The following is a 16920-nucleotide window of genomic DNA, read 5'->3' as shown; positions in this document are numbered from 1 at the left end:
CATGACGATGCGGATTGTACTGGAAGCGTCGACGTTTTCGAGCACGAGCTGGTGCCGGGGGACGGCATATTTTCGGGAGGCGGATTGGGATGAATTTGTTGATTAACATGCTAAGAATACGGAAATGAATGGTGATTGAAACGTTTGCGAGATATGATCGTCGCCGGCCGGCGAGCGGCAAGCTTTTCAGGTATCCAAAGCGATAGATTCCCACTATTTCATCATGTTGTCGTACAACATATGACATGTTGCGGGTTTCAGATCGTTTCAGGGCCAACGGGCTGCGGCAAGCGCATGCTGGTGAAACGGCGTCGGCACCGCGCGATGAATGAAAAGAACCCGAGGGCGGCGCGAGGACGCGACACAGGCGAGGGAACGGTACATCGTGAACGTTCCTGCGCCCGCGATACCGGGATCGCGTTCATGTGCCTTTTCTTAAGAAGCGCGCATTCCGCGGCCGATATCATTCACGCGCGCGAAAACGACCCGATCGATCGACGCGCACCGATTCGTGCGCGGCAGGCAGCACGGCAGCACACGCGGCGGCGGGGCCGCGACGGCACGACGGAGAGTATCGAAACGATGGGAAAGGCGACACGTTCGGTGCGACGCGCAATTGCGATCGCGGCCGGGGGAACGTTGTGCGCGGCGGCCGCGGGCGGCGTACACGCGCAGGCATCGGGCACGGCGACGGCGCCGCCAGCCGACACGGCGGCGCTGCTGCCGAAGATCGACGTGACAGGCGCGGCCAACCGTGCGTCGCTCGGGCTGGTCGGATTGCGCACGGCCACCGCGACCAGGACCGACACGCCCGTCGCCGAGATCCCGCAGACGACCAACCTCGTGACCGCGCAGCAGATCGAGATGACGGGCGCGACCGACCTGAACCAGGCATTGCGCTACGTGCCGGGTTTCGCGACGTTCGGCGCCGACAGCCGGACCGACTGGTATGCGGCGCTGCGCGGCTTCACGCCGACGCTGTATGTCGACGGCGTGCCGGCGCCGAACACGGCGGTCATCGCGAACTGGCGCGTCGATCCTTACACGATCGACTCGATCGCCGTGCTGCGCGGGCCAACGTCGGTGCTGTACGGCGCGGGCGAGCCCGGCGCGATCGTCGATGCGCACACCAAGCTCGCCGACGGCGAGCGCATTCGCGAAGCCGGCGTCCAGATCGGCAACGATGCGCGCAAGCAGACCATGCTCGATGTCGGCGACACGCTCGATCCGGACGGCAAGTATGCGTATCGCTTCGTCGGCGTCGCGCGCGACGGCAACGCGGCGACCGGCCCGAACGCCGACCGGCGCGTCGCGGTGGCGCCGTCGTTCCGCTGGCGGCCGACGGCCGACACGTCGCTGACGGTGTCCGGATCGTTCCTGCAGGATCACGGCGACATCTCGTCGAACTTCCTGCCGGCGTCGGGCACGGTGCTGCCGAACCCGAACGGCCGCCTGTCGCAGGACATCTACATGGGCGACCCGGCGTTCAACGACTATCGAAAGAAACAATGGTCGCTCGGTTACGCGCTCGAGCATCGCGTCGATTCGATATGGACGCTGCAACAGGACGTGCGCTGGTCGCGGCTGTCGCTCGACGACGCGACGGTATTCGGCAACGGGCTCGTACCCGGCAGCACGACCAACATGATGCGCACCGCCGGGCTGTTCCAGTTGAACTACAGCCGGCTGGACATCGACAACCGCGCGCAGGCGCGCTTTGCCACCGGCCCGCTCGAACACACGCTGCTGCTCGGCCTGCAGTTCGACCGGCAGACCACGACCAACAGCGTGTGGCTCGCGCTGGCGCCGTCGCTCAACCTGTACCACCCGGTCTATCTTCCGGTGACGGCCGCGATCTTCTCCGGCCGGACGTCGCTCGGGCGTTTCGATCAGTACACGGCGATGAACACGCTCGGCGCATACGCGCAGGACCAGATCCGCTGGAATCGCTGGACGCTCACGCTCGGCGGCCGCGAGGATCGCGTGAGCGCGCGCTTCGACGACCGCGTGGCCGGTACCGGCACGCAGCAGGACGTCAGTGCATTTTCCGGACGCATCGGGCTCACCTGGCACGGCGATGCGGGGCTGGCGCCCTACGTCAGCTACTCGACGTCGTTCGATCCGGTGATCGGCGTGCGCATGTACGGCGGCGGCTTGCCGAAACCGACGCGCGGCAGGCAGACCGAGGCCGGGCTGCGCTGGCAGCCGCCCGGCCGGAACCTGATGCTCACGGCGGCTGTTTATCGGATCGATCAGACCAACGTCGTGACGCCGGCGCCGCCGAGTCTCGATCCCACCGGCACGTCGTCCGTGCAGACCGGCAAGGTGCGTTCGCGCGGCGTCGAGCTGAGCGCGGTCGGGAAGGTGACGCGCGAATTGTCGATCGTCGCGTCGTACGCCTACCAGGACGTCAAGAACGTGCAGGCGAACGATGCGTCGCTGAACAACTGGCCGGTGTCGGTGCCGCTGCCGCGACTGATGGCGTCGCTGTGGGCGGACTGGACCTGGCACGGCGGCGCGCTGGCGGGCGTCGGGATCGGTGCCGGCGTGCGCTACCAGAGCGCGTTGGCCGGTGCGCCGGACAATTCGCTGACGGTGCCGAGCACCACGCTGTACGACCTGGCGATGCACTACGACCTGCGTCACTGGCGGCTCGCGTTGAATGTCGCGAACCTGTTCGACCGGCGCTACGTCAGCGGCTGCCAGTCGTACGCGGTATGCGTGTTCGGCAACGAGCGAACGGTGTTGGCGAGCGCGAAATACAACTGGTAGTCGCGGCCGCCGTGTTTCGATACGTCGGTGGCTCGCGGTTTCGCGCGATCACCCGTCACGCACGTGCTGCGGGAGTACCCACAGCATCCGCCCGACCGCCTCGGCCTGATTTCGGGAATGCGTCTTCTCGTAGATTGCGCGCAACTGGGTGCGAACGGTCGAGAGCGACACGCCGGCGATGGCCGCGCATTCCTCCGGCGTCTTGCCGCCGATCAATGCTTCGGCGATGGCCGCTTCGGCGCTCGTCAAGCCGAATGCCTGTCGCAGTTGCTGCGCGACGACGAGCGGAGCGGCGCTGCGACGCCTGGCGGTGATCAGTATCGCGGCGTCGCCGAGTGCGCCATGGCGTGCTTGTCCGGACAGCGAAGCGATGCCGAGAAAGATTTCGTGCGCGGCGCTCACGGTCCCGGACAGGGCAAGGTTCTCGCTTTTGCGGGTCTGCGCGACACGTGCCACGGCCGCCTTGAGCGCATCGTTCTGCGGCGCGCTCGTCGCGCTCAGATGGCCGTGCTCGAGCTTGAGGCAAGTAGTGGCGCGCAGCATCGATTCTGCCGCCTGGTTGACGAATACGACGCGCGAATGCCGGTCGAGCGTGAAGACGGACAAACCCAGTTCCGCCATCAGTTCGTTGCCGAGCGCAGCGTCCCGACGCAGCACGTTTGCGTCCTGCCAGAGGTTGATCGCGCGTTGCAGATGCCCGGCCATGCCCGTCAGGTTCGCGCGTTCCTCTGACGAATAAGGCGGCCGGCCGTGCGCTCTCAGCAAGCCGAGCAGGATGTCGTCGCTGCCCGGGCGCGCGAAGCGCATTCCCATCAGGTAGCGAATGCCCGACGGAATCTGATAATCCTGAAAGAATTCGCTGCGCTCGACATCGCGGTCGGTCAGATGATCCTGGCAGCAAACGAATTCGCCGAGCGGGGCGTTCTCGACGAAGCCGCGGCGCGGATCGAGTGCGCCGTAATACTGGTCGTAGAGTGCGACGATCGAGTCGAGTTCGGCACGCGGCGAATAGATCGAGAATTTCGGGGCATTGCGCGCGGCGTCCCAGCTGAACATATGAAAGATGTTTGCGCCGAGCGATTCGGATACCCGATGGAAGACTTCGAGAAAACCATCCGGGTACAGGGCGGCCTCGTAGAGGTCCCCGATGAGCTGGTCCCGTTGCATGTTGCCCCCGCCGCGTAATGATTTTGTATGTATGTTTTATCTGACGAATATTGATTCGAATACCGAATTTGTTTCAGGCTAACACAGGTTATTTTCCTTCAGGACCGCATTGTTTCCGGATTTTCATTCACCTGAATGATGATTGCAAAAATCGCCTTTGCGAGAATTCCGATCGGCGTGCATGCGCGTCGCGTATCGCACCTGATAACCAGAAGAATCACAGGGGAAAAACAATGAAACTCAAACCTGTCGTGTGGGGTATCGCAGCGCTGGTGGTCTCCGCTTGCGGAGGCGGCGGCAGTTCATCTTCGTCACCGTCCGAACCCGCTGCACAGACGGTCAGCGGCGTCGCGGCCGCGGGCGCGGCCATGCAGGCCGCGACGGTCAAACTCATGGATGCGACCGGCAAATCGGTCGACTGTCCCGCCGACGCCACGACCGGCGCGTTTCATTGCACCGTGACCGGGCTGACCGCGCCTTTCGCGTTGTCCGCTTACGGCAACGTCGCGGATTCTCAAGCCACGCTGATCGCACTCAGTGCCACGGCCGGCACACAGACGATCAACATCACGCCGATCACGAATGCGATCGCCGCCACGATCATCGGCGACAACCCGACGAAGTTGCTGGCCGACACCGGGCTGCTGCAGAGCAAGGTCACCGCCCAGGCGGTCGCCAACACTGTGCAGGCGTATGCGTCGGCGCTGGTCGACCTGCTGACCGCAACCGGCAATACGGGCGTCGACCTGATTTCCGGCCCGCTGACCGCCGGCGGCCCGGGCCTCGACCGGCTGCTCGACCAGGTGAAGATCAACGTGTTGCCGGATGGTGGCGTGCAGATCAGCTCGGTGGCGGGCGCGTCCGGCGATACGCCGGTGCAGCTTCAGCTCGCGCCCGGTGTCGCGCCGCAGCCCAGCGACAAGGCCAGCCTGCCGGCCGCCGCGACCATCAACGGCACGGTGATGTCGAACCTGCCGAGCGCGAGCGACCTGGCGGGATTGCAGAGCGCGCTCAATCAGTGTTTCGCCGGTTCGACCGGCGCGGCGCGTGCGGCCGGCAACGTGTCGGCGTGCGGCCGGATCTTCGTCGACGGCGTCGCGTCGGGCGCACTGAACGCAGGCGTGCCGGCTGCCTATCTCAACAACGGCATGTCGGCCGACCAGGAATTCGGTGCGCATGCCGGCGGCGCGCCGGGCATCTTGGCCGACGATGCGATGAACAATGCCAGCTTCAGCTTGCCGGAAGTCATCCGCGTCGTCGCCAGCGACACGATGTGGGTCAAGCTCGCGTGGACGCGCACCGACGGCATTCGCGACGGCATGCAGCAGCATGTGCAACTCGCGGTGCAGGCGAGCAGCCTCGCGAGCGGCGATACCGGCTGGCGCGTGGTCGGCAATCAGCGCGCGGTGCTGAGCAAGGTGAACGCGAACGCGCAGAAATGGGACTGGCTGAATCCGGCCAATCCGTCGACGGGGACCAACGCGTTCGTCGATTCGCTCAACCTGCAGGTGGGCACCGTCGATGCATCGGGCACCGCGGTGGATTTCGCGATCGTCACTGGCCCGGGATTGCGCAACGGCGTGTTCCTCCAGCCGTCGAGCGGTACGTGCGACACGCTGAACATCCGCGCGCAAATCGCGAGCGGGCAGACGCCGGCCCAGCTCGCCGCGCTGACGAAGAATGCGCAGTGCCGCAACAATTTCCGTCTGGCCGGCGTCGCGCAGGACCCTGGCAGCCAGGGTCTGTTCACGTGGCCCGGCGATGCGCCGCGCAACAATACCGCGTGGGCGAAGCCGCAATTGAGCGCCGCCGAGCTGGCCGACATCAAGCCGTTCAGCGCCTATACGATCGACGTCTACCAGAACGGCGACACGTCGGCGCCGGCCAAGCACTACACGGTCCGGCTGCGTACGCCGTCGCCGTTGCCCGACGCGCTGCGCCAGTATGCGTGGCACGATCTGGCGCAGTCCACGCGCGATAGCCTGACGCCCGGCACCGCCAGCACGTTCGCGGGCGGCGCGACGTTCCCGCTGAGCTGGACGTCGAAGGCGGGGCTGCCGTCCGTCAAGCGCGGCAACGTGCAGATTCGCGCAACCGCGTCGGGGCAGACGGTGCCGACGTTCGTCAACGGTTCGGCACAGGCGTCGCCGGTCCTGCCGGAAGCGGCGGTGACGCTCAACGTGCCGGGCGATCAGGGCGTCGCGTTCCCGTCGGTGGCCGGCTGGACGGGCGGCACCGATTTCTCGTTCGTGAACCTGAGCTGGTCCGACACGGTCGACACGGTCTTTACCGAGGCCTTCGAATACGACCGGTGACGGAGGTAGGGCAGATACGCCCGTTGAGAATGGGGCTGGCGGGGTGAATTTTGATCCCGCCAGCCCCTTTTGCGTCATGGCGTGGCGAGACGGCGTGCGCCACCTCCTGAACGACCTTCTTGCGTGAGCATCTTTCTTGTCACTTCATCAGGCATGACTCGGAAAAGGTCACGCAGTGCACGCGTGCAGCGCCGGTGTTACTCGGCAGAATCATTTTCCGTTGATTTCGGGTGCGTGCTGATGCCCAACCAGGGCGAAAGCGATCGCGAGTCCCATGCGACGCCGCGCCAGATGCCTCAAATCGTCCATCGCGACGCTTCCCGTCTGCTTCGTCACATTGCGCCGCCACGTACACCGTATCGACGCTGTAACGTTTTTGGCGCGATTTTCCCGTTCCGTGCGCTTTCCATGGCCGGTGGCCGTTGCGGCAGCGTGATTGCGAGACTGGCACGTTGTTAGCTTCATCGGTTGTGGTGGGAACGACAGCTGCCGCGCGTTTGCGATCGTCCGACGAATCGACGTACTTGCGTTGCCGAGACGTGTCCGAAACGCGGCACGTTCGCTCTCCCCCTCAGCCGATGGCGCCACACGGCCCGGCCACCGACCGCCCGATCTCGATGGGTGGGGCGCGGCGGCAGCGACGTGTCAGGCATCGGCAGTCATCCCACCTCCGTCGGGAGAGAACAATGTTGGCCAAGTCAATTCGGGCCCTACGAGCCCTTCTGATCGTCTTTTCCGTTTGCCTGATGACGTTCGCAGCCGGGCCGGCGAATGCGCTGTCGAACCAGTTGCTGTTGCTGCTGCCGGACAACTTTACGCTGCCGGACCCGCGTGTGTCCGCGTGGCTCGATTCGGCGGCGGAGGAGGGGTTGCAAATCTCGCTCATCAGCGACACGCAATTCAAGCAGGGCGGAACGTCGCTGCAGCAGTATCAGGGGCTCATCCTGCCGGACCAGGTGCATACGGTCGCCGACGATACGCTCGTGACCGCTATCCAGAACTATGCGCTGAACGGCGGGCGCGTGATGCTCGTCTATGATTTCGGCGTGCTGAACGCGACGGGATTTTATCCGGCCGGGCAATCGCGATTCAGCTCGATGGCCGGCGTCAACTACGTGCTCTACGATACGCTCGGCGGAAGCATGATCGGCCTCGGCCCCGTGACCGGGATGGGCAGCACGCTGCGCGCGCTGCAGGTTCCGCCCGGGAAGTCCATGGCATGGTCCGGTTCGGCGACGGCCGCGACGACGTTGGCTGCCACCACGTCGACTTCCTCGACCGGCTCGACGACGAATCAGCTGCTTTTCCTGCAGCCGAGCACGTCGAACCCGGGCGGGCTTGCCGGGTACAACCATCAGGCGTACTTCACGTACAAGATGGATAACGGGCGCATGACCAGCGTGCCGCTGAATCTTGGGCGCGTGTCGACGGGTGGCAAGGTCAAAACCGGATCGTATTCGCCGACATCGACGAAGCTTTCGTCGGTATCGACCGCGGTGAGTGGCGCGGCGTCGCTCGCGACTGCGACGCCGTCGGCGACGACGGACGTGCTCGAAGGCATTTCCGGCTACGTATACGGCTTCCTCACGTATCCGAGCTACGTCACGCAGGGCACGTATACCGGCACGACGCTGCTGACGTCGCCGAACTTCGGTCTCGTTGCCGGCTATCAGGCGTACGGAAACGGCGGCGTGATGTTCGTCAACCTGCCGCTCGCGTATCTCGACGGACAAACCGACAGCATGCCGATCCACGGCTTCCTGCGTTACTTCACGACGAACATCCTGTCGATGCCGCACCTGTCGCTGCAGCCGCGCGCGCAGGCCGGGATGGTCCTGAACTGGCACTTCTGCGCGGAAGACCAGATCCAGCCGGCGCAGTACCTGAAGAACTTCGGTGTCTGGAACAGCGGCCCGTACTCGATCGTGATGACGGCCGGCCCGGACGACGTGACGATCGGCGACGGTCTCGGGATCAACCTGACGAACAATACGCAGGCGAAGCAACTGGTCGCGTTCCTGCTCAAGCGCGGGCACAAGATCGGCAGCCACGGCGGGTGGGCGCATGACTACTGGGGGGCGAACGCCAGTGAAACGAACGCGAGCACGTTCACGCAATATCTGGTGCTGAACCACAATGCGGTCCAGTCGGTGACGGGCAGGCCGGACGTCGAATGGGCGGCGCCGGAAGGCAACACGCCGACGTGGGCGGTGAACTGGCTCGAGTCGAACGGCTACTCCGGTTACTACTTCACCGGCCATACCGGCAACGCACAAACGCGTGCGTATCGCAACGGTTCGCTGCTGAATCCGGGCATCTGGGCGTTTCCGGTGATGCCGTTCGGCAAGTATGCGACGTTCGAGGAGTTCCAGGAGTTCGCGGTGCCGACGACGGATGTCCAGAACTGGTATCTGTCGCTGATGGATTTCGTCGTCGCGAACCGCACGAGCCGGCTGATCTACATGCACCCGCTGGGCGCGTCATGGTATCCGAACGTCGTGACGACGTTTCTCAGCTACGCGGCGTCGCTCGCGACGACCGGCCAGTTCAAGTGGTTCACGATGGACCAGCTTACGCAGTTCGACCGGCGCCGTCTGCTGGTGAACTGGACGGCGACCGATACGGGGACCAGCTGGACATTCAGCGCGACGCAGCCGACGAGCCTGCAGGACATGACCTGGCTGCTGCCGAAGAGCACATATCAGTTGCCGAGCGTGAAAAGCGGGAGCGCGACGATCGTCACCACCGATCCGAACAACTGGCTGGTCATCGCGGGCACGGGCAAATCGCTGTCGTTTACGAGCGCGAAGGTGCACTGACGCACATCAGCTCGTCTGCCAACGGGGGAGCATCATGAAGCGAGCTTCGTTCACGCGTGTGTTGCGCACGCTCGTCGTCGTATCGGCGAGCGTCGCGCTCTCGCTCGGTGTGTCGTTCGCGCAGTCCGCGTCGCGAGCGCCGCACGCGTTTGCACGGCCGCCGCTCCATCTGCACGGATCCGCGAAACGGAACCCGGTCGGCCTGTCGCCGCAGCAGATCCGCCGTTTCTACGGGTTCGATCAATTGCCGGCGCGCGGCTATGGCGGCGACGATCAGGTCATCGCGATCGTCGATGCATATGACAATCCGAACGTCGAAGCGGATCTGCGGTTGTTCAGCAGCACGTTCGGCTTGTCGCCGTGCGCGTCCCCGCGCTGTTTCAAGAAGGTGTACGCGACGCCGGACAAGCGGCCACCGCCCCCCGATGCGCTGTGGGCGCTCGAGAGTTCGCTGGACGTGCAGTGGGCGCACGCGATCGCACCGAATGCGCGGATCGTGCTGGTCGAAGCCGCATCGAGCTCGCTGGATGATTTGATGAGCGCAATCGCGCTCGCGACGCGTCCTGCGCCGGACGGCGTCGGCGCGAAGGTCGTGTCGATCAGCTGGGGGACCGCCGAATTTCTGGCCGAAACCCAATACGACGGGCAACTCGCCAGCGCGAACGGCGTGTCGTTCGTCGCCGCGTCCGGCGACGGCGGCAATGGTGTCGACTACCCGGCCGCGTCGCCGTACGTGTTGAGCGTCGGCGGCACGTCGATCGCGATCGATGCAAGCGGTGCCTACGCCGGCGAAACGGCGTGGGCCGGAAGCGGCGGCGGACAGAGCGCCGTCGAGCCGGAGCCGACGTATCAGTCGAACTTCGGGATGCCATCGGATAGCCTCGGGCTGCGCGGCGTGCCAGACGTCGCTTATGACAGCGACCCGGTGTCAGGCTTCGCGGTCTACGATTCATACGGCTATGCGGGGCAACGCGGCTGGTTCGTCGTCGGCGGAACGAGCGCTGGCGCGCCGCAATGGTCCGCTTTGGTTGCGATCGCAAACAGCTTGCGCATCGCGCACGGCAAGACGACGCTGAACGCGGTGAGCGCGATTCAGAGCGTGCTTTACGGACTCGCGTCGAGTGCCTACGCGGCGAACTTTCGCGATATCGTCAGCGGATCGAACGGCACATGCGGCACGCTTTGTACCACGGCTGTCGGGTACGACTACGTGACCGGCCTCGGGCGCCCGATCGCCGCCAATCTGATCCAGGCGCTGATGGCTGCGCCTTGACGTATATATGTTCGTGATCCGAATAAATCTGGCCGGACCGTGTGCCACGTACGAGACTGCTGAGCAGCAGCGGTTTTCCTGGTATCTCGCGGCGGGTCTGCACTATTCACGATAGTCGTGTTCGCGCATGCGCTCGCGCCACGGGTCATGTTCACGCGGATGACGATGCATCCATGCGTCGTGCTCCCAGTAGCGATGGCCGTCCCAGTAGCGGTCGCCGTGCATGCCGATTGTGATCGACACACCTGGCGCCGGGGCGGGCTCTTCGTACCTCGGTGGTGGTTCAACGTAGACTTGCGCGAAGGCCGCGCTGGCCGCGACGAGTGCGCTGCCTGCCACGAGCGTCGCCAGAATTCGACGGTTTGAGAGTGTCATGGGCTTCATCGTGCTGTCCTCCATTCAGTACGGGACAACGAGCACGATTCGTTCCCATGCGGAGCGGCGGATGCTTCGCTAGCTATTGCGACCACGCGATCCGCGTCTCTTATCAGCAGTGCCGATCCGATGGTCGAACGCACGATGTCATCATCGCTGCACGGAACGGCATATCGAATAATGTGAAGGAATGCAGAGCATGATGACGAGAGGCGGAAGTGAAAACGCACGCGGACCCGACCCATAATGCAATGTGGATTTGCGTTCATGTCCGACAAAGCAACACTTACATTGAATTGAAATGAAAACGGAGGGAAACCGATAAAAGTATGACGTAGGGGAACTCGATGTGCGATCGAGAGAGTGAAAATCACCCATTCCCGCCGTGCCGATGTCGGGTCGAATATCGCTGCGCATCCGAAGGGAAAGCCTCTGCACCGCATTGCGAGAGGATGCGCCCTGGCGGTATCACGGTCCCCGCATCACGCGGCCGGCGCACGGGAGCGAATCATCTCATCAAGGAAGACGCGCGATGTCGTCGATCGATCATTCACTCGCCCACATGCAGCCGGTATATGTATTGCTCATTGCACTGGCGGTGTTCGCCACCACCGGACCCACGCATGGCACCATGACGTAACTGATGCACGTTCGTAACCGGCTATCTCGTGGTCATATCAATTCAATGGAGACGTCCTCCGAACAGACCGAGCAGCCCGATGACGATCAGGTAGAGCGCAACGATGTAATTCAGGAGGCGGGGCACCACGAGGATGAGAATGCCGGCGATCAGTGAAACCAGCGGGCCGGCGCTAGTGAGCGTGTTCATGCTTCCTCCGCAAGATTGAAAACGAGTGGCCGCAGCCTGCTTTGCCTCCGGCACCCGTTACAGAGATGCGAGCCTGGCGAACGTCAAGCCTTCGGTCGTCAACTCGCTGTTGTCCACAAGCGCGAACGCTTCGACCCGCGCAATCGCCGTGCCTGGACCGACGTTTCGTCGCGATTCCGCTTGGCGTGCCGGACCGCAGCTCGAGCATTCGTCGGTTTCAAGGAGCAATATCATGAACAAGGATCAAATAAGAGGCCGCATCACGGAGGCAAAGGGAAAACTGAAGGAGATGGTTGGCAGGGTCGTGGGAAATGGAACAAGCAGATTGACGGGAAAGGCCGAACAGATCGTCGGCAAGACACAAGCATCATTCGGCGATGCAAAGGAGCGATTCAAGAAGCGGCAGTAGAGCCGGACATGGAAGACACCGAACTGGCGGCCGCGCACTTCGACGTTCAGACTTCGTGGGGAAACCCGCAGATGAGCGAATTTGTTCAGATTGCGACCGGCGTTGTGTTTTGTAAGCACCAGGCCCTCTTGATCGAGGGCCTGCGTACTTCCCAGCGCGGACGGCGAACCTATCCGGACACTGCGCGCCCGCGCTTACGGCAAATTAATGATATTGGTACGGAGCGCAATTTTCGGCCACCCCGCCAAGGGTGTGCGTCAGCTGACAGCGGGACATCAAATATTAGCGCTTCTCCCGGAGCTTCTGCGTCTTGATCCTGTCGCCTTACCTGCTCGAGATTTCGGCTTTGACTTCAAGTCTGTGCAGCTTCTTTTAATAGCCGTAGCTATTGCATCGAGCTGCGACGGCGGGCATGGCGAACGCCATCAAGAGAAGATTCAGGGTTACTTGAACGATCCCAGAAAATCTGAGTGAATGGTTCGCACGGAAGAAATCGTGTTACCAGACCGACGCTTCCCACGCGAACCTATCGTCGTGGAATCTCGTCAGCTCATCAATACGCGCTTCCCTGATTGTCGGATGCTGATGATGTCGAGCAGCGATTCGTCAGCGACCTCAACATGACGATGCGCGCAGGTACGCTCGGTTTTTTCGGCGAGAGCGAGGATCTCGGCGAACTCGCCCGCGCGATCCGCCTCGTGGCAAATGGTCACTCATTTATAAGCGCCGAACTCTCGCACCGGATCACGTGGGGCACGACGACAGATTCACGTGGGGCCGAACCGAGGACCGCTGGCGGCGACGATTCACCGTCGTCCGATTCTGGGTCGGCCGTGGATTTTCTGCTCAGCCCGCGTGAGCATGAAGTGTTGCGGTTCTTTCTTGCCGGTATGTCCGTGTCCGAGATCGCGTCGAAATTCTTCCGAAGTCCCAAGACGATCAGCGCGCAAAAGCAATCCGCATATCGTAAACTCGGTATCCGCAACGATGCCGAATTGTTCGCTGTCCGCAACTTGATCGAGAAGAACTGAATCAACTCCGGTCACATTTCACGCATCGCCATCGTGATCCGCTCCATTGCAGCCATCGCAGCGTCCGGCGCGGGATTGCCAGCGGCCGGTCAGCTTGCGATCGGTCGAAAATGGGACATCTGAACTTGGCGAGAACCGGACATTTGTATTTGTGTGAATTTAAATCGGTAATCCGAAGCGTGAACTCTACGTGCGGAGTACCATTCGCTGAGCGTCAGCAGCGTTTGTGAGATTCACGAATATGACCATGGCGGTAGTGTCATGCGTCGTCGAGCCATTTGGTTCTTGCTAAACCATGAATATAATGTGTCTGTCGAGGTCGACGGGTCTTCGCTCAAGCCCAAGGCCATTTCAACCACCGGTCAATCTTCTAAATCGGAGTCCCTGCACATACATGGCTACCTATCTCGAGTTGAAAGCCCAAGCCGAAGCGCTGGCACAGCAAGCGGAAGAAGTTCGACTTGCTGAACTGGACAGCATCATCACGACGATCCGTGAACAGATTGCCGAGTATGGCATCATGCCGGAGCAGCTTTTCGGGCGGCGCCGTGCGGTTGCGACGAACGTAAGTGCGCCGGTTGCGCCGAAGTATCGCGACCCGAAGACTGGCGCAACATGGAGCGGTCGTGGCCGGGCCCCTCAATGGATTGCGGGAGCAAAGAACCGCGACCGGTTCTTGATCAAATAGTGAGTCGAGTTGCCGGTTGAGCACAAAACCGCTAACGCTTGCCGATGGGAAATACTGGGCGACGTGTCGCGAGCGGACGGTCTTCGCTGCCACGGCAAATGGATACGGCGACGTATTTCCCGGTGCAGACGTGATCGTCAAGGATGGTTGGGCTTCCTTCACCCGTGACGGCGTCGGAGTGTGGAACTGCAGCGCGCGATACGCCGCAGCTCACTTCGACGTTCGGCCCGCTTAGGAAAATCCGCGGATGAGCGAACTTGTTCAGATTGCGCCCGGCGTTGTGTTCTCATCCGATGTGCTTGGCGCCGATTGGGTGCGAAGGTATCGACCGGACGACGGGCGTTCTCAGTCCACGGACAGGCCGAGCCTGACGCCTAGAGAGGGCGATCAAGCAGTTTGCACCAGCACACCGGCCCAGTTATCGTTGTTGTAGAACACCGTGGATAACGGACACCTTGCCAGTCGGGCCCGGCTTCAGAACAGGCGCAACGCCCCCGTCCGCGTCCGGTCCGACCACTGTTTACGCGTCGTTCAACCAGGGCATTTCTACCGGTGACACGACCAGTTGCCGGAAGTCTCGCTTCAGATCGAAGATGAACCCGACCAGGATCATGGAGTCGGCGTAGGGAATCGGAAAAACCTGCGGATTTTCCGGCGTCCGCAGGGGGCGCTCGGGCGTGTCCGCAGTCGCCGCGGCGTTTTCGCGAACGCTTTCCAGTTCGTCAGCCATGGCCAGGCCACCGACTTTCAGTACACGGCTGCGCAGGTCGCTGTAGGGCTCGATGCGCGGAGCGTCTTCGTGGTATTCGGGCACTTCATAAACGAACCAGGACATTGTCGTCTCCCATGAGAAGGGGCGCTATTCTAACGCGGCGCGAGGCCGACATCGCCTAGATTCGTGCAAGCGTGTCGTGATTGGCCTCGCCGCCGAAATATTTCTCGAGCGCCTCCACGAACACCGCGTTGTCGGGAGTCGCATGCGCGAACAACGTGACCGACGACCGAAATTTCAGGTAATCCGGATACCCGAAGATCGTCTGGATTGACTTGCCTTCGACCTGATTGACCAGTCGTGTGCATTCCCGCAGCCTTTCGCCGAGTAGCGGATGCTGAAGATACGCGACGGCTTCGGCCAGTGTCGAGATCGCGTATCGTTGCGCCATCGCGCTGTCGCCAAGCCCTTCGATCTGCGGAAACACGAACCACATCCAATGACTTCGCTTGTGTCCGTGCCGTAGCTCGTCGCAGACCTGCGCATACACCGAATCCTGTGCGTCGACAAAGCGCTGAAGATCATGGGGATCGTCCATTTCGCCCTCCGTCCGTTCCGGCGCGGAAAGCCGCCGGAACGTCTATTGTGAGCGCGACCCGGATGGCGTGCAAACGCCACCTTGACCGTGCGCTCCGTTGGCTGCGCATCGCGTCTCACGGCGGCGAGATCGAATTTGCTGCAGTGCACTGCACCGCATTCGATCGTTGCCGGCGACGTCGCGCATGCCGCCGGATGGCGATGCATCGACAACGGGCGTTGCATTCAGACATGCGGCCGGCCGCGATTCTCGCTGACGGATCGGCGGCACACCCCCGTCCGGTCGCGGCCGGCCACGCATGACGGCCCGGCAAAGGAAGCTTCGATGCGCTCGCAAGCAACGTCCGTCCCACGCCTGAGACGCTATGGGATCGCGGCTGCGATCGTCATCGCCTGCCTGATCGTCGTCGGGCGCAACACCGGTCTCTTGGTCGATTGGCTCTGGTTCTCGTCGATCGGCTATGCCGGCGTCTTCTGGACGATCCTGTCCGCAAGAGTGCTGCTGTTCGTCGCCGTGTTCGCCGTGTCGGCGGTCGCGATCGGCGCGTCGGGGTGGCTCGCGCATCGTTATGCCAGGCCCGTCGATGTCTGGCAGGTAGCGGACACTTCGTCGACGCGGGCGGAGGATGTCCTGCGGGCGCTGGCAGGGGAGGTCGCGTCGCGCATTCCCTGGCGCGCGGTCATCGCTGCGGGCGCCGTCATTCTCGGGCTTGCAATCGCCGCCGGTGCGATGTCGAGCTGGGATGTTGCGCTTCGTTTTCTGCATCGGGTGCCGTTCGGCGCGCACGATCCGATCTTCGGCAAGGACATCGGTTTCTATCTGTTCGCGCTCCCCGTCTGGATCGTGCTGAAGAACCTGCTGCTGCAAGTGGTCGTCTGCTGCGCGATCGTCGCAGGCGGCGTCTACTGGCTGCGTGGCGACATCATGCTGCGCCCGCCGAAGGGGTTTTCGTCGGCCGCCGCGGTTCACGGGTCGGCGCTGCTGGCACTCTTCTTCCTGGTGAAAGCCTGGTCCTGGTGGCTCGAACGCTTCCTGCTGCTATACGACAACAACGGTGTCGTGGTCGGTGCCGGCTATACGGATGTCCACGTGATGCTGCCGGTGTTGTGGCTGCTCGTCGGCCTGGCCATTGGGGCGGTCGTTGCGATGGTGGTCAACATGCGCCAGCCCGGCTATCAGTTGCCGGCCGCTGCGATGCTGCTCGTGTTCGGTACTTCGTTTGCGCTCGGCATCGTCTATCCCGCGCTGTTCCAGCGTTTCTACGTCAAGCCGAGCGAACTGCAGCTCGAGACGCCCTATATCCGGCACAACATCGCGTTGACGAGGCAGGCTTACGGTCTTGCGCAGATCGAGGTCAAACCGTTCGCGGCCGAGCAAGGCCTGAATCTTGCGTCGCTGCAGGCCAATCGCGCGACCGTCGACAACATCCGCCTGTGGGATGTGCAGCCGCTGATGGATACCTATGCGCAGTTGCAGGAGATCAGGACTTACTACAAGTTCTTTTCCGTGGATATCGATCGCTACCGTCTCGACTCCGGCTACCGGCAGGTCATGCTGTCGGCGCGCGAACTGGAACATACGATGTTGCCGGAGAACGCCCGAACCTGGGTGAACCTGCATCTTCTGTTCACCCACGGAAACGGCATCGTGATGTCGCCGGTCACGGAGAAATCCACGGAAGGCTTGCCGTCGCTCTATCTGCACGACATTCCGCCTGTCGCCGATGGCGGACCGGCGATCAACGAACCGCGCATCTACTTCGGTGAAGGCGGGCAGGGCTATGTGATCGTGAAGGGCAGTGTGCCCGAATTCGACTACCCGAAGGGTGACAGCAACGTCTACACGTCCTACAGCGGGCGCGACGGTGTCGCGATCGGCGGTGCGGTACGGCGGAGCCTTCCGCCATGCCGGGCTTCCGCGGCGTTCCTTGAA

At 62.8% G+C, this 16920-nt stretch carries 12 protein-coding genes and 1 pseudogene; 8 read left to right on the top strand and 5 right to left on the bottom strand.

The features are described 5' to 3' along the window. Positions 1–582 precede the first annotated feature (582 nt). On the top strand, positions 583–2772 hold the full coding sequence (locus tag WS87_RS31370; protein ID WP_059820116.1) for a TonB-dependent siderophore receptor: 2190 nt from the start codon (positions 583–585) through the stop codon (positions 2770–2772). A 48-nt stretch (positions 2773–2820) separates the two neighbouring features. Here the strand turns inward: WS87_RS31370 and WS87_RS31365 are convergent, their stop codons facing one another. Beyond that, complete coding sequence (locus tag WS87_RS31365) at positions 2821–3939, bottom strand: helix-turn-helix transcriptional regulator (protein ID WP_059820102.1); 1119 nt, start codon at positions 3937–3939, stop codon at positions 2821–2823. 233 nt (positions 3940–4172) lie between these two features. Between WS87_RS31365 and WS87_RS31360 the strand changes: the two genes are divergently transcribed. From WS87_RS31360 to WS87_RS31350, 3 genes are all read left to right on the top strand, one after another. Beyond that, the gene (locus WS87_RS31360; protein ID WP_059820103.1) at positions 4173–6254 is read left to right on the top strand and encodes a hypothetical protein; all 2082 of its coding nucleotides are present in this window, start codon (positions 4173–4175) and stop codon (positions 6252–6254) included. Between the two features lie 686 nt (positions 6255–6940). After that, positions 6941–9073, top strand: coding sequence for a polysaccharide deacetylase family protein (locus WS87_RS31355; protein WP_059820104.1), 2133 nt, complete (start codon positions 6941–6943; stop codon positions 9071–9073). Between the two features lie 34 nt (positions 9074–9107). Continuing rightward, entirely contained in the window at positions 9108–10346 is a 1239-nt protein-coding gene (locus WS87_RS31350) for a S53 family peptidase (protein WP_059820105.1), read from the top strand. A 102-nt stretch (positions 10347–10448) separates the two neighbouring features. Here WS87_RS31350 and WS87_RS31345 read toward each other — a convergent pair whose 3' ends face one another. Both WS87_RS31345 and WS87_RS31340 read right to left on the bottom strand, forming a co-directional pair. Beyond that, a complete protein-coding gene (locus WS87_RS31345; RefSeq protein WP_059820117.1) occupies positions 10449–10730 on the bottom strand; it encodes a hypothetical protein in 282 nt (93 codons plus the stop codon). Positions 10731–11403: 673 nt separating this feature from the next. Further along, on the bottom strand, positions 11404–11550 hold the full coding sequence (locus WS87_RS31340; RefSeq protein WP_081053095.1) for a DUF3096 domain-containing protein: 147 nt from the start codon (positions 11548–11550) through the stop codon (positions 11404–11406). A 232-nt stretch (positions 11551–11782) separates the two neighbouring features. Between WS87_RS31340 and WS87_RS31335 the strand changes: the two genes are divergently transcribed. The 3 genes from WS87_RS31335 to WS87_RS31325 all read left to right on the top strand — a co-directional run bounded on the left by WS87_RS31335 (position 11783) and on the right by WS87_RS31325 (position 13678). Next, the gene (locus tag WS87_RS31335) at positions 11783–11959 is read left to right on the top strand and encodes a CsbD family protein (protein WP_082750707.1); all 177 of its coding nucleotides are present in this window, start codon (positions 11783–11785) and stop codon (positions 11957–11959) included. 572 nt (positions 11960–12531) lie between these two features. Further along, positions 12532–12990 (top strand): helix-turn-helix transcriptional regulator, encoded by a 459-nt coding sequence (locus WS87_RS31330; protein ID WP_269467400.1) that lies wholly within the window; start codon positions 12532–12534, stop codon positions 12988–12990. A gap of 394 nt (positions 12991–13384) precedes the next feature. Next, positions 13385–13678 carry an H-NS histone family protein gene (locus WS87_RS31325; RefSeq protein WP_059820106.1) on the top strand — a complete coding sequence of 98 codons (294 nt, stop codon included), beginning with the start codon at positions 13385–13387 and terminating at the stop codon, positions 13676–13678. Positions 13679–14198: 520 nt separating this feature from the next. On the opposite strand, the gene WS87_RS31310 is transcribed toward WS87_RS31325, so the two are convergent. Both WS87_RS31310 and WS87_RS31305 read right to left on the bottom strand, forming a co-directional pair. After that, on the bottom strand, positions 14199–14513 hold the full coding sequence (locus WS87_RS31310) for a hypothetical protein (protein ID WP_059536285.1): 315 nt from the start codon (positions 14511–14513) through the stop codon (positions 14199–14201). A gap of 55 nt (positions 14514–14568) precedes the next feature. Further along, a complete protein-coding gene (locus tag WS87_RS31305) occupies positions 14569–14988 on the bottom strand; it encodes a DUF1810 domain-containing protein (protein ID WP_059820107.1) in 420 nt (139 codons plus the stop codon). 324 nt (positions 14989–15312) lie between these two features. Between WS87_RS31305 and WS87_RS31300 the strand changes: the two are divergent. Continuing rightward, a pseudogene (locus WS87_RS31300) lies at positions 15313–16887 on the top strand (UPF0182 family protein); the annotation flags it as partial. Between the last annotated feature and the right edge of the window lie 33 nt (positions 16888–16920).

The sequence above is a fragment of the Burkholderia sp. MSMB0856 genome, from assembly GCF_001524645.2.
Classification (GTDB): Bacteria; Pseudomonadota; Gammaproteobacteria; order Burkholderiales; family Burkholderiaceae; genus Burkholderia; species Burkholderia diffusa.
The sequence above is the reverse complement of the archived record's forward strand: the minus strand, read 5'-3'. Positions and strand labels throughout refer to the sequence as shown.